This window comes from Roseobacter sp. YIN89, from assembly GCF_057219365.1.
Genome location: NZ_JBXVVD010000004.1, coordinates 451817 through 475765, shown reverse-complemented (window position 1 = coordinate 475765; position 23949 = coordinate 451817). Strand labels below are relative to the sequence as shown.

The window sequence follows — 23949 nt, the reverse complement described above, 5'->3', positions numbered from 1 at the left end:
CTTCGCTGAACAAATCGCGGGTTTCACCGGCCGCGGTCATGGCGGTACACGGCGCTGTAAACCAAGGTTACCAAAGCGTTATTCTTTGACCTTCAAATACCTCTTGGGAGGCCCGCAAAGACCGGTGGCCGCGCCCCCAGTCTATTCCGCGGCATCCGCATATTCTTCCATGGGTGGACATGTGCACACCAGATGGCGGTCACCGTAAACATTGTCGACCCGGTTAACCGGGGGCCAGTATTTATCGACCCTAAACGCGCCAGGAGGGAAACACCCTTGATCGCGACTATACGGTCTTTCCCACTTGCCAATCAGGTCTTCAACCGTATGCGGCGCGTTTTTCAAAGGATTGTTTTCCCTATCGATGCGACCTTCTGCGATCTCATCTATTTCGGCGCGTATCGCCAGCATCGCGTCGCAAAACCGATCAAGCTCGGCTTTTGTTTCACTTTCTGTCGGCTCAACCATCAAGGTTCCGGCCACCGGCCAACTCATAGTCGGAGCGTGAAAACCGCAATCGATCAAACGCTTCGCGACATCCTCAACCGTAACGCCTGCGGTTTTCTCAAATGGTCGAACGTCAATGATACACTCATGCGCGACACGACCGGTCGGGCCGCGGTACAATACATCGAATGCACCTTCGAGCCGTCTGGCAATGTAATTTGCATTCAAAATCGCAACCCGTGTTGCCTGCGTAAGACCTTCGCCCCCCATCATAAGGCAGTACGCCCAACTGATCGGCAGCAAAGACGGAGAGCCAAACGGCGCTGCTGATACCGGCCCCGTGTTGCCGCCATTATGTTCGTGCCCCGGCAAATGACCCACCAGATGCTGCTTGACGCCAATAGGCCCCATGCCGGGCCCCCCGCCTCCATGCGGAATACAAAACGTTTTGTGCAGATTTAAGTGGCTGACATCACCGCCCAGATCACCGGGACGGCTCAGCCCGACCATGGCATTCATATTGGCCCCATCAATGTACACCTGCCCACCGCGCTCATGTGTGATCCGGCAAACCTCATGCACCGTTTCTTCGAACACGCCATGCGTCGAAGGGTAGGTGATCATGCAGCCTGCAAGCGTATCGCGATGCGCATCCGCCTTGGCACGGAAGTCGTCCAGATCGATGTCGCCGTTTTCTGCGGATTTTACAGCAACAACCTTCCAGCCGACCATTTGCGCTGATGCCGGATTTGTTCCATGTGCACTCATCGGGATGAGGCAGATATTCCGATGCGTCTCACCCCGTTCGCGATGGTAAGCAGCAATTGTCAGCAGACCGGCGTATTCGCCCTGAGCGCCTGAATTGGGTTGCATTGAAATCGCATCGTAGCCGGTGATCTGGCACAGCTTGTCGCTTAAATCATCTATCATTTCGCGATATCCCTCTGCCTGATCGTCCGGCACGAATGGATGAATGAGAGAAAACTCGCGCCAACTCACCGGCATCATCTCTGCCGCTGCGTTGAGTTTCATCGTGCACGATCCCAAAGGGATCATCGCCCGGTCCAATGCCAGATCACGATCCGCAAGCCGGCGCATGTATCGCATCATCTCCGTTTCGGCCCGGTTCATATGAAAAATCGGATGGGTCAGGTAGTCTGACGTCCGAAGCATCTCTTCAGGGAAACGGTAATCCGGTGTAAATTCTTCATCCTTTCGGCGGATCCCAAACGCCCGCCAGACCGCCTCAACCGTTTCCGGCCGGCAACGTTCATGCAAACTGATACCGACGCGTGTCTCGCCCACCTGACGCAGGTTGACGCCCTCATCAACGGCTGATTTCAAGACTGCTGCCTGCAGCGGGCCTACATCGACCGTTATCGTGTCAAAACAGGCCTTTGGATCGACGCGAAACCCCGCTTCTTCCAGTCCCTTGGCCAGTCGCACTGTTTTTCTATGGATACGCTGTGCAATCGCGCGCAGGCCTTCGGGTCCGTGGAACACCGCATACATCGAAGCCATCACCGCCAAAAGCGCCTGCGCCGTACAGACATTCGACGTCGCTTTTTCGCGCCGGATATGCTGCTCGCGGGTCTGAAGCGACAACCGGTAGGCACGGTGGCCATGACTGTCGACAGACACGCCGACAATTCTGCCTGGCATTGCACGTTTGAACGCATCACGGCAGGCCATGTAGGCCGCGTGCGGCCCTCCATACCCTTCAGGTACACCAAACCGCTGCGTTGAACCCACGGCAATATCGGCACCCATCGCACCAGGCTCTTTCAGCAGGGTCAGTGCCAGCGGATCGGCCGAAACAATTCCGATGGCGCCGACGGCATGCAATGCTTCCATCTGCCCTGAAAAATCATGCACATGCCCATAGGTCCCGGGATACTGGAAAATCGCGCCGAAGACATCTTCCGGCACCATTTTGGCAGGATTGCCGACAATGATCTCGATCCCCAAAGGCGCAGCACGCGTGCGCATCACCGCGATATTCTGCGGATGGCAATCACGATCAACAAAAAATGCGCGCGTCTTGGACTTTGCAACGCGCTGCGCCATGGTCATGGCCTCAGCACAGGCAGTCGCCTCATCCAGAAGCGACGCATTGGCAACATCAAGCCCCGTCAAATCCGTGACCATCGTCTGAAAGTTCAACAAGGCCTCCAAACGGCCCTGCGAAATTTCCGGCTGATATGGTGTATACGCCGTGTACCACGCCGGATTCTCCAGAATATTACGTTGGATCGCCGGAGGCGTGACGGTCCCGTGGTATCCCTGCCCGATCAAAGACGTCAAAACGCGGTTTTTGGATGCGACGCGTCGCAGAAACTCCAACACTTCGCGTTCCGATTTCGCCTTGCCGAAACGCAACGGCTCGGCTTGCCGGATCGCGGCAGGCACAGTGTCGTCGATCAGCGCCGCCAGACTTTGGGCCCCCACCACATCCAGCATCTCTTCCATCTCTGAGGGAGAGGGCCCAATGTGCCGGCGATTTGCAAAATCATAGGGAAGATATGTGGTCGGTTGATACGCCATTAATGTACTCCTGCTCCGTGCCGAGCTCTTTCACTTTGCCAAATAAACTCCCGCCGGAGGCTCCCTTACGGTCGCCAAAAGCGCGACGGGCTGATCAAGCGATGAACGCCTGATATTTTGCTTCATCCATGAACTCATCCATCTGCGAAGGGTCGCTGACGGTCATCTTGAAGAACCATGCCTCACCTTGCGGATCTTCATTTACCGCACTTGGATTGTCGACAATTGCCGAGTTTACCTCGGTGATCTCGCCATCAATGGGCGCAAGGATATCGCTGGCGGCCTTGACACTTTCAATAACGACGACCTCGTCATCCTTGCTGACCGTCGTGCCTTCCTCCGGCAATTCCACGAAAACAACATCACCCAGCTGCTCGGCTGCGTGCGTGGTGATACCGACAACCACCTCATCGCCTTCCTGACGCAACCACTCGTGTTCTTCGGTGAACTTCATAATGACCTTCTCCTTTGGTACCTATCTTTTGAAACCTGGTGCGACGAAGGGCAGATCGACAACGTCAACGGCGAGCCGTTTTCCCCGCACCTCGCCCCATAGCTGTGTGCCCGCATTTGCCGCATGACGCGCCACGTAGCCCATCGCAACAGGCCCCCCGACACTGGGCCCGAACCCGCCCGAAGTAACAGCGCCAACGACGCTGCCCCCTTCAGCTGCGTCAAAAATATCAACCCCCTCGCGCATCGGCGCTCGTCCTTGTGGCTTTAGCCCGACACGCAATCGTGGCACACCTTCTGCCAGATCGCTGTAAATCGCTTCGGCCCCCGGGAACCCTCCGGCCCGTGCGCCGCCCGCACGGCGCACCTTCTGCACCGCCCACGTCAGTCCGGCACTGACCGGTGTGGTGTCAGCAGTAATATCCTGTCCGTACAGGCACAGCCCCGCCTCAAGGCGCAGGCTGTCACGTGCACCAAGACCGATTGGCAGCACCTGTGCGTCGCCAATGAGCCGTCGCGCCAGGGCTTCTACTTGTTCCGACGGGACCGAAAGCTCGAACCCATCTTCACCAGTGTAACCGGATCGCGATGCCCACACCGTGTGGCCCGCCAAATCGAGATCCGCTACATCCATAAATCTCATGTCCTGCGCCCGCGCATCCAAAGCGGCCACGACGTGCCCGGCTACGGGCCCTTGCAATGCAATAAGCGCACGATTTTCGAGAACCTCGACACTGACACTCCGCGGCAAGCCGGCGCGCATCAATGCGACATCGGCTTCTTTGCAGGCAGCGTTCACAACGACGAACAAGTCGTCCCCGCGCCGGGCAAACATCAGATCATCCAGAATCCCGCCACTTTGGTTTGTGAAGAAGCCATAGCGCTGCCGCCCGTCCGTCAGGCCCAAGACATCCTGAGGCACCAACTGCTCGAAACCCAAGGCGACCGTTTCCCAGTCTGGTCCTGTGAGCATTACCTGCCCCATGTGGCTGACATCGAACAGCCCCGCCGCCTCACGGGTATGCAGATGCTCTTTCATGACGCCGGTTGGAAACTGCACGGGCATCTCGTACCCGGCAAATGCCACCATCTTACCACCAAGCTCGCCGTGCAGATCGAATAACGGGGTTCGCTTCAGATCGCGCATCGCAGTCCTTCAATATATTGGGCCGGTGTGCGTATGAGCAGGCAACGGCATCTTCCGCTCATCCTGTCGGACGGCAGCAAATGCCCCCTCTGTCTTTTTGCCTGAGATCGTTATCCCTTCGGCGGATGCGTCTGGCGCACCTCTCTCCAGAGTGTCTATCTCCCCTCGGTCCTGTCGCCTGAGAGTTTCCGGGGCGGTTGCTCCTTCGGCACCGGCACGAGGCCAGTTCTCCCGGGGGGATCATGCGCCGAAACTACGCAACTGCCTGTACAGCGGTCAACCCCCCTTGTCGCTTCCAGCCTTCGGTGATTGAGTGCCCGAGAGATGTGTGTGGTGCAGGTTTTGGATGAACGATCCCTACTTCTTCGGCTATGGAAGCCTCGTAAACGTCAAGAGTCACAGTTACCCCAACCCGCAACCGGCGCGGCTTCAGGGGTGGCGGCGTGCGTGGGTTGCAACAGAGCGGTATGAGACTGTTTTGCTGACTGGAGTTCCGGCAGCGGGGCACGCGATCGACGGGTTGATTGCGGCGGTACCCGGATCTGACTGGCAAGCGCTGGATGCCCGCGAGGCTGGCTATGGCAGGCATGATGCCTCCGCAAGTACGATGCACGACCACACCCCCGCAACCGAGATTGCCGTCTATGCGGTTGCCGCGCACAACATCAAACCAAGGCGTCACCAGATGATACTGCTCAGTTACCTTGACGTGGTTGTTCAGGGATTTGATCAGGTCTACGGACCGGAAGGCGTCGCAAGGTTTTTCGACACCACCGACGGTTGGGACACTCCAATCCTCGATGATCGCGACAATCCCATTTATCCGCGTCACCAGATTTTGACACGCACGCAGACCGCCTTGGTCGACAGCCATTTGGAGCGATTATTTGCGCAGGTCCATAAGGGACATCAGGCGACCCTGCCGCCCGAACTCTGACTTTGTGGCACGCGCCTGCGCTTCACCCGGAGCGGCGGCAATAACCCGACGCGCCAATATCCATGCCAAAACACCAAAGATGACCCCGGCCAGCGCTTGCCCAACCAGAACACCTTGCGCACCCATCACGCCAGCCCCCAAGAGGACAAGGGGGATCATGCCCACTGTATTCCGTCCCCAGTTTAAAAATGTCGAATAGAACGGGTGGCCCAAGTTGTTGAACGCCGCATTGGCGACGAACAATACACCGTTGAAGAAAAACAACAGCGACAGCGGGCCACAAAACAGAAACACCAGATCGCGGGTAATTCCTTGTGCATTGAACAGGCCGGCTATCGGTCCGCGCAACCCAAACAGGATGATGGACACGCCGACAATGACGACTGCTGTGAAAATGATCGCAGCACGCAACCCCTCTCGCACACGGTCATAATTGCGCGCGCCAAAGTTCTGCCCGAGGATGGGGCCAACCGCGCCGGAGAGCGCGAAAATTACTCCGAATGCCAGCGGGGACAAGCGCCCGACAATGGCCATACCTGCGACAGCAGCCTCACCATATTGGGCCATCGCCCTTGTTACGATCGCTTGCCCAACCGGCGTCGCGAGTTGGGTCAGGATTGCGGGAAAGGCGATGGCCGCAATGGGTGGCAGGTCGCGCATCATGCCCTTCACGCGTGGCCAACCGATACAACTGTAGTGGCGCACCAGCGGCCAGAGCGCGGTCACGGCGATGGCAATTCTGGCGGCGACCGACGCCAGCGCCGCGCCGACCAATTGCAAGTCGAGCGCAAAGATAAGAATGGGATCAAGCGCCGCGTTGACGACACCCCCCACGATCGTAGCCATCATCGCCCGTCGCGCATCTCCATGGGCTCGCAGGATCGCACCACCCATCATCCCGACCATTAAAAAGGGCAAACTGGGAACCACGATGACCAAATATAACACCGCCAAGTACGCCGTTTCGCCAGTCGCGCCCAAAAGAGCCACGAGATTTTCGATGTTCCACCAGACACCAGCCGCGAAAACTGCACCAAAAACCACGCCATAGATCAGCGCGTGTGTCGTGCGTTCATCTGCAAGTTGCCTGTCGCCGGCCCCCAGTGACCGGGCAACCAGAGCACCTGCGGCAATTGCCATACCAATGCCGAAGGACGTCGTAAAAAAGAGGATTGTGGCAGCGTAGCCCACTGCGGCGGCAAGCTCGGCTTTGCCAAGCATCGCAATGAAAATCATGTCGATGAAGTCGACCGCAAAAATCGCCATCAATCCGACCGAAGAGGTCAGCGACATAACCGTTACATGACGAAACAGGTTACCGTTCAGAAACTTGGCTTGTGTATTGGCCATGGAGCAGGGTTCGCCCCCACCGGGCGTTCTGTCAACCGCGCGCCTTGATGTTTTGCAAAAGCGGCATCAGCGTTGACATGTCAGGCCCGTGCGGCTGTCCTGTGAGCGCCTTGCGCAAAGGCATGAACAGGCCGCGCCCCTTGCGCCCTGTTTGCTCCTTTACCGCCGATGTCCAGGTCGACCAGGTATCTCCATCAAATGGGCCTTCCGGCAAAAGCGCAAGCGCTTGCGCCACGAATTCGCGGTCCTCTTCGTCGATTTGCGGCTCGGCCCCATCGCGCATCATAGACCACCAGCCGGACAGATCTTTCAACGTGCGGATGTTCTCACGTGTGACTTCCCAGAACTGCTCTGCCTGATCTTCAGGAACACCCGCGTCACGTACTGCGTCTGCCACATCCACCAAAGGCAATTGGCCCAAATAACGCCCCGTCAGCGGGAAAAGGTCATTCACGTCGAATTTTGTTGGCGCAGAGCCAAAACGCGAGATATCAAACCCGTCGATCAGTGCCGCCATTTCGGTCTGCAGTTCTACCGGATCGCTCGACCCCAACCTCGCCATGAGGCTCAGAAGCGCCGCAGGCTGAACGCCTTGCTCGCGCAAATCCCGCAGTGCCAGCGTACCGAGACGTTTGGACAGCGCCTCTCCTTGAGGCCCTGTCAGAAGCGAGTGGTGCGCAAACGAAGGAACGGTGCCTCCCAATGCTTCGATGATCTGAATCTGTGTGCCGGTGTTGGTGACGTGATCCGATCCCCGGACCACATGTGTCACGCCCATCTCAGTGTCATCCACCACGCTTGCCAAAGTATAGAGCACCTGTCCGTCGCCACGGATCAGCACAGGGTCAGAAACCGACGCACCGTCGATAGAGATGTCACCCAGAATACCGTCATGCCATTCGATCCGCTCTTGATCGAGTTTGAAACGCCAGACACCGTCGCCGCGCTCTGCGCGCAGGGCTTCTTTGTCCGCGTCGGACAGGTTGAGTGCTGCGCGGTCATAGACCGGAGGACGACCCATGTTGAGCTGTTTTTTGCGTTTCAGGTCGAGTTCCGTCGGAGTTTCGAAAGCCTCATAGAAACGTCCCATCGCGCGCAGTTTGTCAGCCGCATCTGCGTAACGATCCAACCGTTCGGACTGACGCTCTATCCGGTCCCAATGCAAACCAAGCCACTCTAGGTCGTGTTTGATGCCATCTACGTATTCTTCTTTTGATCTTTCCGGATCGGTATCATCTATCCGCAGGATGAACGTGCCGTCCGCCTTGCGTGCGATGAGGTAGTTCATGAGCGCTGTGCGCAGATTGCCGATATGGATGTAACCGGTGGGCGACGGGGCAAAACGGGTGGTGGTCATGGGATGTCTCCTGTTGCGCGCTCACCTGTCACAGGGGCGCGCATTTGTCCAGCGTTGGGCAAGTATTGCCGGCAAAGCAATCGTGCAAAAACGTGAAGGACCTTGTGCGCATAAGCAGTGGTCAATCATCCACACGGCGCTAGGTAACTGACTTCAACCGTTGGGAGATTTCCATGTCAACTTCACTAAAATTCTCGCGCCGCGCTGCTCTGGCAGGCGCTGCTGCTCTTCCTTTTGTTACGGCAACTGCCACCATCGGACGCGCCGCGCCACCTCTTGCGTCCGGGCCGCAAATGTCGCCATTCCAAAGGGTAAAGATCGGGAATTTCGACGTCACAACGTTGCTCGCTGGTTCTGCGCAACGTGGTGAGCCTCAAAAAATGTTCGGCGTCAATGTCGACAAAGAAGCATTCGACGCGGCATCCGCTGCGAACCATATTCCAAACGATGTCGCGCAATTCTTCTTTACGCCGACCATCGTCAACACCGGTGCTGAACTGGTTTTGTTTGATACGGGACTGTCCGCTGCCGGCACAATTGCCGCTCTCGAAGCAGCAGGATATACGCCAGATCAAATCGAGGTTGTCGTCATCACGCACATGCACGGCGATCACGTCGGCGGCATGACAAAAGAGGATGGCAGCCCGACCTTCCCCAACGCACGTTATGTTACGGGTCGCGTTGAATACGCTGCCTGGGCAAGCCAGGACAACGATACTTTCAAAGCCAAGGTGCAACCATTCGCCGAAAAGATGACATTCATCGAAGATGGCGCCAGCGTTGCTTCCGGTCTGACGGCTATGGCTGCCTTTGGCCATACCCCCGGGCACATGAATTTCATGGTCGAGGATGGTGGCCAGCAGATTTATCTGGCGGCTGATTTTGCGAACCACTACGTGTGGTCGTTGGCCAACCCGGACTGGCACTTCAGCTTTGACATGGATAAGCCCGCAGCAGCGGCGACACGCAAGCGCATCCTTGACATGCTGGCCACGGACCGGGTCGCATTCGTTGGGTATCACATGCCTTGGCCGGGTATCGGCTACGTCAACAACACAGATGGCTCATATTCATACGAGGCGCACAGCTATCAGTTGATGCTCTGACGCCATGGACGCAAGCCTCGACCAGATTGAGGCCATCGCGCTGGAAACTGTCGCACGCCTGCCGGAAGCTTTCCGGCAGGCGGCACTATCAGTTATAATACGGGTCGAAGAACTGCCAGAGGACACCATCGTCACCGAAATGGGCCTTGCTTCACCGATGGAACTAACCGGGCTTTATGAAGGTGTGCCGCTTACCCTGAAGAGTGCGGCAGAACCTGACCCTTACCCCGATGTTGTCACCCTCTTCCGCCGACCAATTCTGTCCGAACTGGAAGAGCGCAAGACAGTTACGCTCGAAGAATTGGTGACACACGTCACCATCCACGAATTCGCCCACCACTTCGGTTGGAGCGATGAGGACATCGCCAAGGTCGACCGTTGGTGGGAATGAGAAAAAGCGTCACAGCCTCCCTGCGCGTCCCGTTGTGCGAAAAATCTTTTGTTTCAAGTTGCGACCGCATGGCACAGGCGCCTGCGCAAGCTGCTAAGACATAATTGGATATTGCGCTGATGCCCCGACGCACAAACTTGGAACCAGACAGTGCGCAACGGATGGTGAGGCAGCCGAGAGGTTGACGGAAGGGCTCAAGGTCTTTCGAACGCCCCGGATGATCGTGCGTCGCGGGCACCGGTTTGCTGCGCTTGCATTGCTTGTTCTTTAAAACAACTGAAGAGGATCGGAGGCCCGGGCACCGAAATCTGTGCAATTGCTTAGTCTCATTTGGAGCTCACACCTATCGGCGTCGTGTTTCTCGCGCCGAAACTTGCGGAAACCACTGTTCAAAACACATTCTCGCCAACACAGGATCCAAGTTGGTCCGCGCATCGCAAGCCTCACAGAATTCTTTGAATTCTGGTCAAATTTCAAACTCTGGCGGCCTTTTGCCGGATCAGGTGTTTTCGGGTCAGATCTGTCCGGCCTTCCGGAACACTTCCCATGCAAAGCGCACATGTTCAGTGCGGAATGAATGGCCTCCGGAAAAGAGACAGAACTTCATGATATCGCCGGATGAATTGTCGGTACGTTCACACCGAAGCCCTCCGTAAGTATCGGATGACCACGGACCAAAGCCGCCATAGGCACGGTACATAGACAGCGCATCGACAACTTCGCCCTGCTTGGTCGGGCCGATGGCGCGCCCTTCAAGCGGAACGGTTTTATCCGCGTCTCCATGGATATGAATAATGCTGGCGACAGGATCCACGCAGGTTTTGGGTGGTTCTTTCCAGAACGTTCCTGCGATTGGTGCAAAAACCGCGATCCGGTCGCTGCGCGTGCAGGCAAGGTTCCAGACCAGCATTCCGCCCGCGCTGAACCCAGTGGCCATCACCCGCTCCATGTCGAGATTGAAGTCGTCAGCAGCCTTTTCAAGAACGGCGTCGACATAAGCGAACTCTTCGGCACCAGTATTGTCCTGATCGCGCGGATGGTTTGGAAGCATCCAGCTGCCATTATTCGCGTTGAGAGCGATCAGAGCAGCGCCCAGATCAGATACCATGCGCCGCAACGACTGGTTACGCATAACGCCCGCCGCCGTACCACGGTATCCATGTGCAAAGACAACAACCGGCACAGGCCTTGAACCGTCGTACCCGTCAGGCATCGCAATCCGAAAGCTCCGGTCGCCTACCATGCAATCGCTATCCGATCCGCAGGCATGTACCGGCGACACAGCGATCATCATGAAAATCCCAATCAGCAACGCTCGCATCGCTCGCCTCCTGTCGTCATTGTCGATGATGACCTAGCGCAGATCGGCAGTCAGGACACCTCACAATGCCGTGCCCAGATCAGCCAGACGGATCGCGCCAGCGGTTCACGATCGGGTAGCGCCGGTCGAGCCAGAAGGCCCCTTTGGTCAGACGCACACCGGGCGCGGACTGGAAGCGCTTGTATTCGCTGATATAAATCAGGTGTTCGACCTTTTTGACGACGTCACGGTCAAAACCTTCGGCGACCAGATCCTCCACCGATCCGTCGAGATCAACCAACACCTCGAGCATTCGATCAAGCTCCGGGTAGTCCGGCAAACTATCGCTGTCCTTTTGGTCTTCGCGCAACTCGGCGGAAGGCGGCTTGGTGATGATCCGCTCGGGGATCACCGCACCCGAAGGTCCCATCATCCAGTCTCTGTGATTCTGGTTGCGCCACCGGCATGTCTCAAACACACGGGTTTTGTACAAATCCTTGATCGGATTGTAGCCACCGGACATGTCACCATAGATCGTTGCATATCCTACAGCCACTTCCGATTTGTTGCCGGTCGTCAGCAGCATCTCTCCGAACTTGTTGCTCAAGGCCATCAGGAGCAAGCCGCGCAACCGAGACTGAATGTTTTCTTCTGTCAGGTCAGGCTTGGTCCCCTCGAACAGCGACGCGAGCGTTTCTGTGATGGCCGCACGTCCCTTGCTGATCGGCACGTAATCGTATCGGCAACCAAGCGCCTTTGCCACGGCTTCGGCATCTTCCAGCGACGCCGCACTCGTATACTCAGACGGCAGCATTACGCACCGCACGTTGTCCGGACCAAGAGCATCCACGGCGATGGCCGCAACGATGGCAGAATCGATCCCGCCGGATAGACCTAGTAAAACCTTGCCAAAGCCAGTTTTACGGCAGTAATCGCGCAGGGCCTGCACCATAACTCGGTAATCCTGTTCCCAAGCGCTCGGGTGCGCCGCCTTGTCACCCTCGACAATCCGCCACCCTTCCGGGCCCCGTTCGAGGTCAACATGCGCAATGCTTTCGTCAAAGAGCGGCAGCTGTACTGCCAGCCCTCCACCCGGATTGAGACCGAAACTGGCCCCGTCAAACACCTGATCGTCCTGCCCGCCAACCATATTGAGATAGATTAGAGGCAAATCCGTCTCTATGACGCGGGCGACCATATGATTGATGCGGGTCTCGAACTTGCCGCGATAATAAGGCGATCCATTGGGGACAAGCAGGAACTCTGCACCGGTCTCTGCCAGCGTCTCTGCCACGTCTTCATGCCACGCATCCTCGCAAATGGGGCTGCCGACCCGAGTATTTCCGACGGAATACGGTCCTCCGAGCGGACCCGCGTCGAAAATGCGCACTTCGTCAAAAACGGTCTCGTTGGGCAGATGATGTTTAAGAACCTGGCTGGCGATTTTGCCGCCTTTGAGAATGAGATAAGCGTTGTAAAGCTTGGTGCCTTCCACCCAAGGCGCACCAATCGCCAATGTCGGTCCGTCGTCGCAGTCCTGCGCGAGTTGGGTCACATGTTCCATCACATCAAGCTGGAAAGCGCGTTTCATAACAAGGTCTTGGGCATTGTAACCCGTAATGAACATCTCTGGCAGTGCTACCAGATCTGAACCTGCTTCACGCCCAGCTTCCCAAGCTTTTTTTGCCAGTGCGGCGTTGCCCGCCAGGTCCCCCACCGTTGGGTTCAACTGACCCAGGGTGATGCGGAAACGATCTGCCATGAAACCCGGCCCTTTCGGCTGAAAACTGTCTTTCTGATGCGTCATGTAGCAGATCATGCGGCCGAATAAAGCCCATCGGCAGGTACAGCAGCAAAAGGACGTTGCGAGCAACCCGGCCATTGCCTAAATTGCGTCAAGTGTCGCACGGGGTGCGACCGCACACACGCCAGCTCAAGAGGGATCTTGATGACACCACGCAGTCTTAGCCTTTGTTTGTTGCTTTTGCCTCTGCCCGCTCTGGCGCAGGACGGTCAGATTCAGACCAAACAATACGATGACGGGGGGGTCTACGAGGGCACCTTCAGGGGTGGCGTGCAACATGGCACGGGCACCTACAAACTGCCTAACGGCTACGAGTACACCGGGCAGTGGATTGATGGAGAAATCAAGGGCGAGGGCATCGCGCGCTTTCCCAACGGCTCTGTTTACGAGGGTCTTTTCGCAAAAGGCAAACCAGAAGGCTTTGGCAAGATCACCTTTGCTGACGGCGGCACCTACGAAGGCGAGTGGCAGAACGGCGCGATCATGGGCGAGGGTATCGCCCTTTACGCCAACGGTATGCGTTACGAAGGCGAGTTCCGCAATGCCAAGCACCACGGGCGCGGCACCATGCAAAGCCCCGGCGGGTACGAATACAAAGGCGATTGGGTCGATGGTGTAAAACAGGGTCGTGGCACGATCACATACCCCACCGGTGCTGTCTATGAGGGCGAGATCGCAAATGGCCAACGCCATGGCGAGGGCACTCTGACAATGCCGGACGGGCTCGTCTACGTGGGCCTTTGGCGCGATGGTCAAATCGACGGTTCGGGCAAGCTGACACAATCCAACGGAGACATCTACGAAGGCCAGTTGGTTTCCGGCCAACGCGACGGGTACGGCAAGGTCACCTACGCAAACGGCGACACCTACGAGGGCGATTTTTCGGGTGATCTGCGTGACGGGCAAGGCACCTTCACGCAGGCGGGTGGCTATATCTACACCGGATCGTGGGTCGCCGGTGAAATCGAGGGGCATGGTCGCATGACCTACCCCGACGGATCAATCTACGTCGGACAGTTCACAGGCGGGCTGGCAGACGGGCAAGGGCTGATCACTTATCCGGACGGGTCAACTTACGAAGGTGGGTGGAAAGCCGGTGTCATCGAAGGCGAAGGCAAAGCGGTCTACCCCAATGGATTGGTGTATGAAGGTGGATTCAAGAATGCCCAAAACCATGGTCAGGGGGTCATGACCTATTCTGATGGATACCGCTATGACGGCGCATGGATCGCCGGCCAACGCGAGGGTACAGGCACGGCGACCTACCCGGACGGCACGGTCTATACCGGTTCATTCATGGGGGGACAGCGCCATGGCACGGGCAAGATCGTTATGCCTTCAGGATTTGAGTATGAAGGCGACTGGCTCAACGGTGAAATTGAAGGCGAAGGCGTCGCCACTTATGCAAATGGGGATGTCTATGAAGGCACGTTCAAAGCTGGCAAACGGCAAGGCACCGGCACCATGAGGTATGCATCCGGTGAAGAAGCGACCGGTGAGTGGACAAACGGCGCACTGACCGAAGGCGGCTGACACCTGTCACAGGTGTGCACTAATGGCGCAAAACGCTGCTCGACAATCTTTTTGTGAGTGTTACATCAACGATGTCCGCGCAGCAGTGGATATGGTCATGGAGATACGGGGTTGGGCAATATTTCACCCATGCGTGAAGACATCGATACCGCGTCGCAACTAAGTCTCATCAACGCCGCAATTTCACAAGCACCGTTCGCGGTGCTCATGTTTCGCCCCGATCCGGATCTTACCTTGCTGTGGCGCAACGATGCGCACGGGGTGATGTCGGGGTCTTCAGGCGTAGAGGTGTCCGGACGCCCGATGTTCGAAGCATTCCCGCCCAGTTCAGATGACGGCGGCGACGCGGCACGCGCGGCGATTTATGACGCTGTCGCCACGATGCTCGATACAGGCAAAACATGTGATATCGGCCCCTATCGATACGACTTGCAAGACGAAGACGGCTCGTTTCAGGAACATCACTGGCAAATCCGTATGTCACCGGTTGTACAAGACGGCGAGATCACCGCGATTTTGCAGATTGCTCAGGATGTTACGCAAGACGTACTGGACCGCCAGTTGTCGGAAACACTGCGCCGTGCGACCGCAGCAACGGCGGCTGTCGGCTACTTTCGCTACGACCCAGAAACCGATCTTTTCATGCGCGGTGCCGATGTAGACAAGATGTTTGGCTTTGCCGCCGGAACCGCAGGAGAGTTTGCAGCACCCTTCTTTGAACGCGTCCACCCCGAGGATATCGATGGCGTACATGCCGAGGTGACGCGCATTTTCGCAGCACCACGCGGCGAAGTCGCCGCGTTCGACTATCGCGTCCAGCAAGAAGATGGCACCGAGCGCTACCTTCGAGCCCGCGCAGAAGTCGCCATCGACCCGGAAGATCGACGGGTAAAGCTTGTAGGCACGTTCATCGACCTGACAGACCTTGAGACGCAAAGACGCGATTTAAAACGCGCTGTAGAAATGCGTGAAGCGCTGGTCAAAGAAGCAAATCACCGCATCAAGAACTCTCTCGCTATCGCACTTGCGATGCTGCGGATGGAACGGCAGGCTCTCGTCAGAGCAGGCGACAACCAAGCCACAACAGCGGTTACTGCGATCTCCGCTCTGGAGGCACGGATCGGCGCGATCTCGGACGCACATGGGTTGATGCAACTGGACGGTAGCCAGACAGACGTGTCGTTTCATGCTCTGTTGGAGAGGCTGGTAGAGCAGATGCGCACCACTGCAGGGCTTGCGGAAGATTACTTGCGACTTTCCATTGCTGGTAGTGACACCCGCTGGAACAGCGACAAGGCTACAAGTCTGGGCATAATCCTGAACGAACTACTCACGAACGCCCTGAAATACGGGATGAACAGTAGCGGCTCTGCGGATATTGAAGTCTGCAGTGAAACGGATGACGCGAAACTGTCGGTGATTGTGCGCAATAAGATTGAAACCAACGCGCCGATAGACGCGATTTCATCCACTCGACTGGGATCGAGGCTGATCGAGCAACTGATCACGGATTTCGACGCGAAGATCACATCTGATAGCAGCGAAAATTCTTTTGTCGTTCGTGTCGATATGCCGATCTGATCACTGCATCGCATCAAAGCAAAGCCGCAAGGTGGTCCGCCAGAATGTCGTAGACCAGCCTGATCCGCCGCGCCGAATGCAACTCGCGGTGTGTCACCAGCCAGACGGGAAACAAAATAGCTTCACGTTCCGGCAGAACTCGCACGACACCCGGCGTGGCATCCCCGACATTTTCGGCCATAGGTGTGATGCCAAAGCCCGCGCGCACCAGTTCCCACGCGACGAGACCGCTTGCCGACCCATATTTGAAATTGTCCCGGGTCAGCGTCAGGCCCAGCGGCGCCAAATGGCCGATCATACTGTCGGGGCTGCCAAAGCTGACAAAATCATGCGCTGCCATTGCAGTTACATCGGCTGGGGTACCACGTCGTTCAAGGTAGGCCTCGGACGCGTAAAAGTGCGCTCGCGCGTCTCCCAGTTTGCGCGCAATAAGGTCTGGTTGCTCAGGTCGGACATGTCGCACGGCGATATCCGCTTCTCGGCGCAACAGATCCCGCACGTCGTTTGCGGCAATCAGATCCACATGTAACTTTGGCGCCGCAGCTTGCACATCCTTGAGGATTTCCGGCATCAGATAGGCTGAATTGACGTCGCTTGCTGTAATCCGCACCAGCCCGTCAATCGATTGCGATCGACCGGATGCAATCAGAGAAACCCGCGTTGCTGCGTCGGCCATTTCACGCACATGCTCGACCAGATCAAGCCCCGAAGGGGTGGGCCGCATAACCTTGCCCGCCCGTTCAAACAGGGTAACGCCAAGGTCTTGTTCGAGCGCATTGATCTGCCGGCCCACAGTCGGTTGCGTAAGATGCAGCGTTCGTGCCGCCGCAGATAAGGACCCGCTGTCAACGGTCGCAAGGAAGGCCCTGATTTGGTTCCAGTCAAAAGAAGTCGCGGCTTTATCCATGCATTTTTCTATATCAGAACTGCATTTTTTCGCAATTTATATCGGCTTTGCGCATGGATAACTATCGTCTGGAAAGGAGACACCCCATGACCGACGCCGCTTTCTGGGACAAGATTGCCCCCAAATACGCACAACAGCCTATCAAAGATCCGACTGCCTACGAGGCAACGCTGCAACGCACTAAAAACTATCTGCACAGCGCAGATCATGTACTGGAGCTTGGGTGCGGCACAGGCTCGACGGCCTTGCTTCTTGCCCCGCTGGTTGCGCGATACACCGCGACGGATATCTCGTCGAAGATGATCGAAATCGGTCGGGAAAAGGCACGCGAAGCCGACGCTGAAAATCTCGAGTTCAGTGCGGTCGACTGGGCGCACCCGAAATTGCTCGACCATGACTATGATGTCGTGCTCGCGTTGAACCTTTTGCACCTTCTGCCCGAATTGCCGGTTGTACTGCGTCGTATCCACACGATGATTCCTAAGGGTGGCTATTTCATCTCAAAGACTACCGTGCAGCCAGAACGAGGAGCGCCGCTGTCATACTGGGCCATTCGCGCCGTGCTGCCTGTTCTGAAGCTTTTGGGCAAGGTGCCTTTCGTGGCATTTCACAAAAGCGGCACGCTCGAAGACATGATCAAAGCCGCGGGCTTTGAGATCGTCGAGACCATGGATGCCCCGGTGCGCCCACCGAATCACTACGTGGTGGCCCGAAAAATCTGATACGGACGGCGTGCCGGATGGCGCGCCGTAACCATTCAAATGAAAAGCCGACATAATGGTCCAGTCTAAGAAACTGTGCAGCCGGAGCCATTAGCGATCTGCCATGTGACGCGTTCAGATCGCCTCGCCAGCATCGAGTTTTTCCAAGATGGCATCGCCTTCGCGCAAAACAGTGTCGCGGCGATCCGCATCCATCCGGTCCCATGTGCGATACATCTGCGCCATACGCGGATTATTCTCGAACCTTTCGCGATGCCGGTTCAAGAAATGCCAGTAAAGCAAATTGAAAGGGCACGCGCCCTCACCGGTTTTTTTGCTCACCGAATAGTCGCACGACTTGCAATAGTCGGACATCCTGTTGATGTAGGCACCGCTCGACACATAGGGCTTCGACGCGATAACCCCGCCGTCGGCAAATTGGCTCATGCCGACCGTGTTGGGCGCTTCAACCCACTCAAAAGCGTCTGCGTAAACACTCAGATACCACTCGTGCATCTCGTTGGCATGAATACCGGCTAAAAGTCCGAAATTACCTGTGATCATCAGACGTTGGATGTGATGCGCATAAGCTTCTTGGCGGGTTTGATCGACTGCCTTGGCCATACAATTCATGCGCGTTTCGCCCCCCCAATAAACCTGAGGCAGGGCACGGTCGTGGCCAAGGTCATTGCGTGTGGCATAGTCTTCCCCTTCGAGAAAGTAGATGCCACGCACGTATTCCCGCCAGCCGATGATCTGGCGAATAAATCCCTCTACCGCATTGAGAGGCGCATGCCCATTTGCAAACGCCTGCGCCGCCGCCTTGCATACCTCCAAGGGCGTCAACAAGCCGATGTTCAGAGAAGTCGACACCAGCCCATGATAAAGAAACTGGTTGTCGTTCATCATCGCATCTTGGAAATCGCCAAACTTCGGCAGGCCTTTTGCGATGAAATGGTCAAGTTGCTGCAAGGCCTCTCGTCGGGTTGTCGCAAACCAGAAAGGACGTAAACAGCCGAAATTGCTGCTGAACTTTGCCTCGACCAGATCAAGCACCTCAACCGTGATCGCATCCGGCTCAAATCGTAACGGTCCCTCAAAATCGACCTCATCCGGAGCAGGTTTACGGTTGTCGTGATCAAAATTCCACTGCCCCTGCGCGGGCGCATCACCATCCATCAACAGCCCGGTTTTACGTCGCATCTCGCGGTAGAAATACTCCATGCGCAACGCTTTGCGCCCTTCGGCCCATTTCTCAAATTCCCGATGTGAAGCAATAAACCGGTCGTCGGCATGCAAATGAACTTTAACCGGCGCGTATTTCAGCGCCGAGATCAACCGCCATTCTCCCGGTTCCGTGGCCAGCACCTCTTTGGCCCCGAACTGTTCGCACCGCCGCAAAATCTCGCCGACAATGGAACCGGCGTTTTCCGTATCGTCAAACTGGGTATAGGCTACTTTCCAGCCGTCGCTTTCCAGTTCGGCAGCAAACTTGCGCATCGCCGCAAAAATCAACGCAATTTTCTTGGGGTGATGCTGCACATAACTCGCCTCATCAGCAACCTCGGCCATCAGCACGGTATCGCCTGACTTGTCCGCCTCGCGCAACGCACTCAATCCGTGCGTCAACTGATCCCCGAGCACCAGAACCAGACGGCTCACCACGCCACCTCTTTTCCGGCCCAGTCATAAAATTTTCCGGTGTCCTGCGGTGCAAGACCCTCAATAACACCAAGCAAGTTGCTGGCCGCCTCGTCAGCGGGTACAGAAGCGTGGCGGCCAAGGTATTTCTCTGTAAAGGGTGTCTGGACCGTACCGGGATGCAAGGCGACCAAAGCAGCCTGTTTATGCGTACGAGCGAGTTCAATTGATGCCGTCTTTACCACTTGATTGACCGCCGCCTTCGCACTTCGGTAGCTGATCCAACCGCCAAGGCGATTATCGCCTATCGATCCTACGCGCGCGGAAAGTATGGCAATCACGCCGGCGCGCTCACGCGCTAGTAGATCACCCATATGCCGCAACACGAGCGCAGGTCCGATTGCATTGACCGCAAACTGATCCATCATCGCCTCTGCGGTAAGCGACTTGATAGTTTTTTCGGGGACCGCTCCGCCCACTTCAAGGGCGCCGGTTGCCACAAGCACGATGTCGAATGGTGCAGGTGCCGAGGCAAGGTGAGCCGAAACACAGTCGGCATTTGTGATATCAAACCCGTGGTCGCGTCGCGACAAAGCTGTGACCTCGTCGCCCCGCGCGCGGCATGCTTCGGCCACTGCCGATCCGATGCCACCAGAGGCGCCAAGTATTAATACCTTCTTCATGCGGACAGACCTAGAGGGCGGTGCCGCGCCTTCAACCCGCAACATCGCAACCGCGCAAAACAGGCTTTGCATTTCAATGCGCTTGGGGTTAACTGAACGTATGGTAACGCATAACCATATCGCTTTTGTTGCGCTCAAACTGCGCACACCGGCTGGCCTACTGCTGCTAACGCGCCTCTGAGCGTGCCCTGAGGCGCGCCCGCTCAGAGGGAAGTGCCGCGCGCCAGGAAAAACAGCAGAAAACGAAAGAAACACCATGACAGACCAGACCAAACAAGATCACGTTTTGATCTTTGACACCACATTGCGTGACGGCGAACAAAGCCCGGGCGCAACGATGAGCCACGCTGAAAAGCTCGAGATCGCGCAGCTTCTCGACGAGATGGGCGTAGACATTATCGAAGCGGGTTTCCCCATTGCATCCGAAGGCGACTTTGCAGCCGTTTCTGAAATCTCGCGGCAGACAAAGAATGCCACGATTTGCGGCCTCGCCCGTGCCCAGATTGGCGATATTGACCGCTGCTGGGAAGCTGTAAAACACGCAAAAAGCCCGCGTATCCACACGTTCATCGGCACATCGCCTTTGCACCGGGCTATCCCCAATCTCGACATGGACGAGATGGCCGAGCGGATCGAGCAAACCGTCACACATGCGCGCAACTTATGCGACAATGTTCAGTGGTCGCCGATGGACGCGACTCGCACAGAAGAAGATTACCTCTGCCGCGTGGTCGAAATCGCGATCAAATGCGGTGCGACAACCATCAACATACCGGACACAGTTGGCTACACAGCTCCTCGAGAATCCGCCGCGCTGATTTCCATGTTGCTGGAACGGGTACCGGGCGCAGACGAGATTACCTTTGCCACGCACTGCCACAACGACTTGGGCATGGCCACGGCTAACAGCCTTGCCGCAGTTGAGGCCGGTGCACGCCAGATCGAATGCACAATCAACGGTCTGGGCGAACGGGCCGGCAACACCGCGCTCGAAGAGGTCGTGATGGCGATGAAGGTGCGCAACGACATCATGCCTTATCATACCGGCATCGATGGGACCAAGATCATGAATATATCACGGCGCGTCGCTGCCGTGTCTGGTTTCCCGGTGCAATATAACAAGGCAATCGTAGGCAAGAACGCCTTTGCGCATGAATCGGGCATTCACCAGGACGGAATGCTGAAAAATGCCGAAACATTTGAGATTATGCGCCCCGAAGATGTGGGCCTGACCGAAACCAACATTGTGATGGGTAAGCACTCCGGCCGCGCGGCTTTGCGGTCCAAGCTGGAAAATCTGGGTTTCGAGCTCGGCGACAATCAGCTCAAAGATGTCTTCATAAGATTCAAGGAACTCGCGGACCGCAAAAAGGAAGTCTACGACGACGACCTGATCGCATTGATGCGCACATCGACGGACGCTGAAAACGACAGGCTGCGGCTTGTGTCCCTGAAGGTGGTCTGCGGCACCGAAGGGCCGCAGCAGGCCGATCTTGTGCTTGAGATTGACGGCGAGGAAAATGCCACAACGCAAACAGGCGACGGCCCCGTTGATGCCTCGTTCAATGCAATCAAGGCGCTGGTAGATCACAACGCGCGCTTGCAACTCTATCAGGTGAGTGCGGTGACTGAGGGGACCGATGCGCAGGCAACCGTTTCAGTTCGCATGGAAGAAGATGGCCGCATTGTCACCGGTCAATCAGCGCACACCGATACGGTTGTAGCGTCCGTACTCGCGTATATTCACGCGCTCAACAGGCTGTTCGTACGCCGCGAAAAGTCAGGCAGTGACAAACGCGAGATCAGCTATAAAGACGTGAACTGACCCTTTTTTGGGTAGAAAAATAAGTCTGTCGGATGCCGCAGTTTTCTGCGGCATCTCTTTTTGTCTCTGCTAAGCTGGTGTGACTCACATCCTCAGACAGGCAGATCCTTTCATGCACAGATTTCTCTTTATTCTTCTGGCCACCGTCTTTCTTCCCGTGCTTGCCACGGCGCAGACCATCGACAAGATCAAATCAAGTGGCACCATCGTCATCGGTTTTCGCACGGATGCAGCACCGCTGTCTTATCTGGCAGATAACAGCCCGCAGGGGTACACGCCCACCATCTGTTTCGAGCTGGCCGCGTATATCGGCAAATCTGTCGGCCTGACGGATTTGAACGTGATATTTGAGTCGGTCGACACAGAAAACCGCTTTGATCTGGTGGAAAGCGGCGAGATTGATCTACTGTGCGGTGCAGCCACCATAACCCTTTCGCGGATGGAACAGGTCGATTTTTCTGACCCTGTTTACGTTGACGGCACTACAGTTGCCTTGAAAAAGGACGCGCCAGAACAATTCGCCGATCTAGCCGGGCAGAAAATCGGAGTTCGGAGCGGGACAACAACGCTAGAAGCGTTGCAGACTTCTCTTGCCGCACAGAACATCGAGGCTGACGTCATTCAATTCGACGATCATCCGTCTGGCATGGCCGCATTGGAAGGCGACGTAATCATGGCGTATTTTGCGGATCAATCCATTCTGATGAACATGGTTCGCAGCAAAGGTAATGCGAGCGATTTCAAGGTGTTCGATGAACTTCTCACCATCGAGAAACAAGGTCTGGCCATGCGGCGCGGCGATACCGAATTCCGCCTACTGGTCAACGCGGGGCTGTCATCGCTTTATGCCTCGGGCGTGATGCGTCAAGCTTTTGATACGACCATCCCCGGCGCGACGCCTGGACTGGCAATCGAGGCGATGTACCTTTTGGCGCCGACGCTGCCATAACCTTAGATCGGGGCGCTAACACTTACGCGAAACAGATTGTGGCCTGAAAAGCAACAACTCGCCTAGATCATCGTTAACGCCCCTTTCACCTACCCTCGCCTAAGCCTATAAGAAAGGCCAATCCGCACGCAAAGACGCGGGCTTTTTCTAATTCGGGCAAGGTTTAGAACCTCATGGGCATTTTTGATAATCTGCGCGGGCTTTTCTCGTCTGACATGGCGATTGACCTCGGTACCGCGAATACGCTTGTTTACGTCAAAGGCCGCGGCGTCATTCTCTCAGAACCTTCAGTGGTGGCATACCATGTTAAAGATGGTGTGAAGAAAGTCCTCGCAGTCGGCGAAGACGCCAAGCTGATGCTCGGGCGGACACCGGGTAGCATCGAGGCGATACGCCCGATGCGCGAAGGCGTGATAGCCGATTTTGATACCGCCGAAGAGATGATCAAGCATTTCATTCGCAAGGTGCACAAACGTTCCACATTCTCAAAGCCAAAGATCATCGTCTGCGTGCCGCACGGCGCTACTCCGGTTGAAAAACGCGCGATCCGCCAGTCCGTGCTGAGTGCGGGTGCACGCCGCGCGGGGCTTATCGCAGAACCGATTGCCGCGGCTATTGGCGCAGGGATGCCTATCACCGACCCGACTGGCAATATGGTGGTCGACATCGGTGGTGGTACAACCGAGGTCGCGGTTCTGTCGCTTGGCGACATCGTCTACGCGCGCTCTGTCCGCGTTGGTGGTGACCGCATGGACGAAGCAATCATCAGTTACCTGCGTCGTCAACAAAACCTGCTCGTGGGGGAAACAACCGCAGAGCGGATCAAGACGTCGATCGGCACGGCGCGCATGCCCGATGACGGCCGCGGTACATCAATGCAGATTCGCGGCCGCGACCTTCTCAACGGTGTGCCCAAGGAGATCGAGGTCACTCAGGCGCAAATCGCCGAAGCCTTGGCTGAACCGGTCCAGCAAATATGCGAAGCCGTAATGACAGCGCTGGAAACCACCCCACCTGATCTGGCGGCCGACATCGTTGATCGCGGTGTCATGCTGACAGGCGGCGGCGCTTTGCTTGGCGATCTCGACCTCGCGCTGCGCGAACAAACTGGTCTTGCCGTTTCGATTGCCGACGAGTCGCTTAACTGTGTGGCATTGGGTACGGGCAAGGCTCTGGAATTTGAAAAACAACTCCGTCACGCGATAGACTACGATAGCTGACGGCAAACAGCTCGATTATCCCCGCAAGCGGCAGGAATGCCCTGCCTGATCCGGGGCAGGAGGCACGCGCCAG

At 56.6% G+C, this 23949-nt stretch carries 19 protein-coding genes and 2 riboswitches; of the genes, 9 read left to right on the top strand and 10 right to left on the bottom strand.

Going from position 1 to position 23949, the window contains the following annotated elements; translation table 11 throughout:
• Positions 1–141: 141 nt before the first annotated feature.
• The 3 genes from gcvP to gcvT all read right to left on the bottom strand — a co-directional run bounded on the left by gcvP (position 142) and on the right by gcvT (position 4591).
• Positions 142–2991 (bottom strand): aminomethyl-transferring glycine dehydrogenase, encoded by a 2850-nt coding sequence (gene gcvP / locus AC2D8V_RS18180; RefSeq protein WP_484735010.1) that lies wholly within the window; start codon positions 2989–2991, stop codon positions 142–144.
• Positions 2992–3085: 94 nt separating this feature from the next.
• Complete coding sequence (gene gcvH, locus AC2D8V_RS18175; RefSeq protein WP_484735009.1) at positions 3086–3445, bottom strand: glycine cleavage system protein GcvH; 360 nt, start codon at positions 3443–3445, stop codon at positions 3086–3088.
• 21 nt (positions 3446–3466) lie between these two features.
• Positions 3467–4591 (bottom strand): glycine cleavage system aminomethyltransferase GcvT, encoded by a 1125-nt coding sequence (gcvT, locus tag AC2D8V_RS18170; RefSeq protein WP_484735008.1) that lies wholly within the window; start codon positions 4589–4591, stop codon positions 3467–3469.
• 79 nt (positions 4592–4670) lie between these two features.
• Positions 4671–4747: riboswitch (glycine riboswitch) on the bottom strand.
• A riboswitch (glycine riboswitch) is annotated at positions 4748–4835 on the bottom strand. It lies immediately after the preceding riboswitch.
• A 102-nt stretch (positions 4836–4937) separates the two neighbouring features.
• Here gcvT and AC2D8V_RS18165 point away from each other — a divergent pair.
• Positions 4938–5528, top strand: a complete 591-nt coding sequence (locus AC2D8V_RS18165) for a gamma-glutamylcyclotransferase family protein (protein WP_484735007.1) — start codon at positions 4938–4940, stop codon at positions 5526–5528.
• Here AC2D8V_RS18165 and AC2D8V_RS18160 read toward each other — a convergent pair.
• Together AC2D8V_RS18160 and gltX are read right to left on the bottom strand one after the other, a co-directional pair.
• Complete coding sequence (locus AC2D8V_RS18160; RefSeq protein ID WP_484735006.1) at positions 5475–6878, bottom strand: MATE family efflux transporter; 1404 nt, start codon at positions 6876–6878, stop codon at positions 5475–5477. The genes AC2D8V_RS18165 and AC2D8V_RS18160 overlap by 54 nt on opposite strands.
• Positions 6879–6909: 31 nt before the next feature.
• The gene (gltX, locus tag AC2D8V_RS18155) at positions 6910–8235 is read right to left on the bottom strand and encodes a glutamate--tRNA ligase (protein ID WP_484735005.1); all 1326 of its coding nucleotides are present in this window, start codon (positions 8233–8235) and stop codon (positions 6910–6912) included.
• Positions 8236–8408: 173 nt separating this feature from the next.
• Here gltX and AC2D8V_RS18150 point away from each other — a divergent pair, with 173 nt between their 5' ends.
• Entirely contained in the window at positions 8409–9341 is a 933-nt protein-coding gene (locus tag AC2D8V_RS18150) for an MBL fold metallo-hydrolase (RefSeq protein WP_484735004.1), read from the top strand.
• 4 nt (positions 9342–9345) lie between these two features.
• On the top strand, positions 9346–9732 hold the full coding sequence (locus AC2D8V_RS18145; RefSeq protein WP_484735003.1) for a metallopeptidase family protein: 387 nt from the start codon (positions 9346–9348) through the stop codon (positions 9730–9732).
• 514 nt (positions 9733–10246) lie between these two features.
• Here AC2D8V_RS18145 and AC2D8V_RS18140 read toward each other — a convergent pair.
• A complete protein-coding gene (locus AC2D8V_RS18140) occupies positions 10247–11053 on the bottom strand; it encodes a CE1 family esterase (RefSeq protein ID WP_484735002.1) in 807 nt (268 codons plus the stop codon).
• 79 nt (positions 11054–11132) lie between these two features.
• A complete protein-coding gene (locus AC2D8V_RS18135) occupies positions 11133–12794 on the bottom strand; it encodes an NAD+ synthase (RefSeq protein WP_484735179.1) in 1662 nt (553 codons plus the stop codon).
• 186 nt (positions 12795–12980) lie between these two features.
• On the opposite strand from AC2D8V_RS18135, the gene AC2D8V_RS18130 reads away from it, so the two are divergent.
• Positions 12981–14369 carry an MORN repeat-containing protein gene (locus tag AC2D8V_RS18130; RefSeq protein ID WP_484735001.1) on the top strand — a complete coding sequence of 463 codons (1389 nt, stop codon included), beginning with the start codon at positions 12981–12983 and terminating at the stop codon, positions 14367–14369.
• A gap of 111 nt (positions 14370–14480) precedes the next feature.
• Positions 14481–15950 (top strand): sensor histidine kinase, encoded by a 1470-nt coding sequence (locus AC2D8V_RS18125; RefSeq protein WP_484735000.1) that lies wholly within the window; start codon positions 14481–14483, stop codon positions 15948–15950.
• 13 nt (positions 15951–15963) lie between these two features.
• Here AC2D8V_RS18125 and AC2D8V_RS18120 read toward each other — a convergent pair whose 3' ends face one another.
• A complete protein-coding gene (locus tag AC2D8V_RS18120; RefSeq protein ID WP_484734999.1) occupies positions 15964–16857 on the bottom strand; it encodes a LysR family transcriptional regulator in 894 nt (297 codons plus the stop codon).
• Between the two features lie 86 nt (positions 16858–16943).
• On the opposite strand from AC2D8V_RS18120, the gene AC2D8V_RS18115 reads away from it, so the two are divergent.
• Positions 16944–17579, top strand: coding sequence for a class I SAM-dependent methyltransferase (locus tag AC2D8V_RS18115; protein WP_484734998.1), 636 nt, complete (start codon positions 16944–16946; stop codon positions 17577–17579).
• 114 nt (positions 17580–17693) lie between these two features.
• Here the strand turns inward: AC2D8V_RS18115 and AC2D8V_RS18110 are convergent, their stop codons facing one another.
• Together AC2D8V_RS18110 and AC2D8V_RS18105 are read right to left on the bottom strand one after the other, a co-directional pair.
• Positions 17694–19220: a cryptochrome/photolyase family protein gene (locus AC2D8V_RS18110; protein WP_484734997.1), complete on the bottom strand. Its 1527-nt coding sequence runs from the start codon at positions 19218–19220 to the stop codon at positions 17694–17696.
• Entirely contained in the window at positions 19217–19882 is a 666-nt protein-coding gene (locus AC2D8V_RS18105; protein WP_484734996.1) for an SDR family NAD(P)-dependent oxidoreductase, read from the bottom strand. The genes AC2D8V_RS18110 and AC2D8V_RS18105 overlap by 4 nt, the downstream gene beginning before the upstream one ends.
• A gap of 256 nt (positions 19883–20138) precedes the next feature.
• Between AC2D8V_RS18105 and AC2D8V_RS18100 the strand changes: the two genes are divergently transcribed.
• From AC2D8V_RS18100 to AC2D8V_RS18090, 3 genes are all read left to right on the top strand, one after another.
• Positions 20139–21707: a 2-isopropylmalate synthase gene (locus AC2D8V_RS18100; protein WP_484734995.1), complete on the top strand. Its 1569-nt coding sequence runs from the start codon at positions 20139–20141 to the stop codon at positions 21705–21707.
• A gap of 112 nt (positions 21708–21819) precedes the next feature.
• Positions 21820–22656 (top strand): amino acid ABC transporter substrate-binding protein, encoded by an 837-nt coding sequence (locus AC2D8V_RS18095; RefSeq protein ID WP_484734994.1) that lies wholly within the window; start codon positions 21820–21822, stop codon positions 22654–22656.
• 173 nt (positions 22657–22829) lie between these two features.
• A complete protein-coding gene (locus AC2D8V_RS18090; RefSeq protein WP_484734993.1) occupies positions 22830–23876 on the top strand; it encodes a rod shape-determining protein in 1047 nt (348 codons plus the stop codon).
• Positions 23877–23949: the final 73 nt, after the last annotated feature.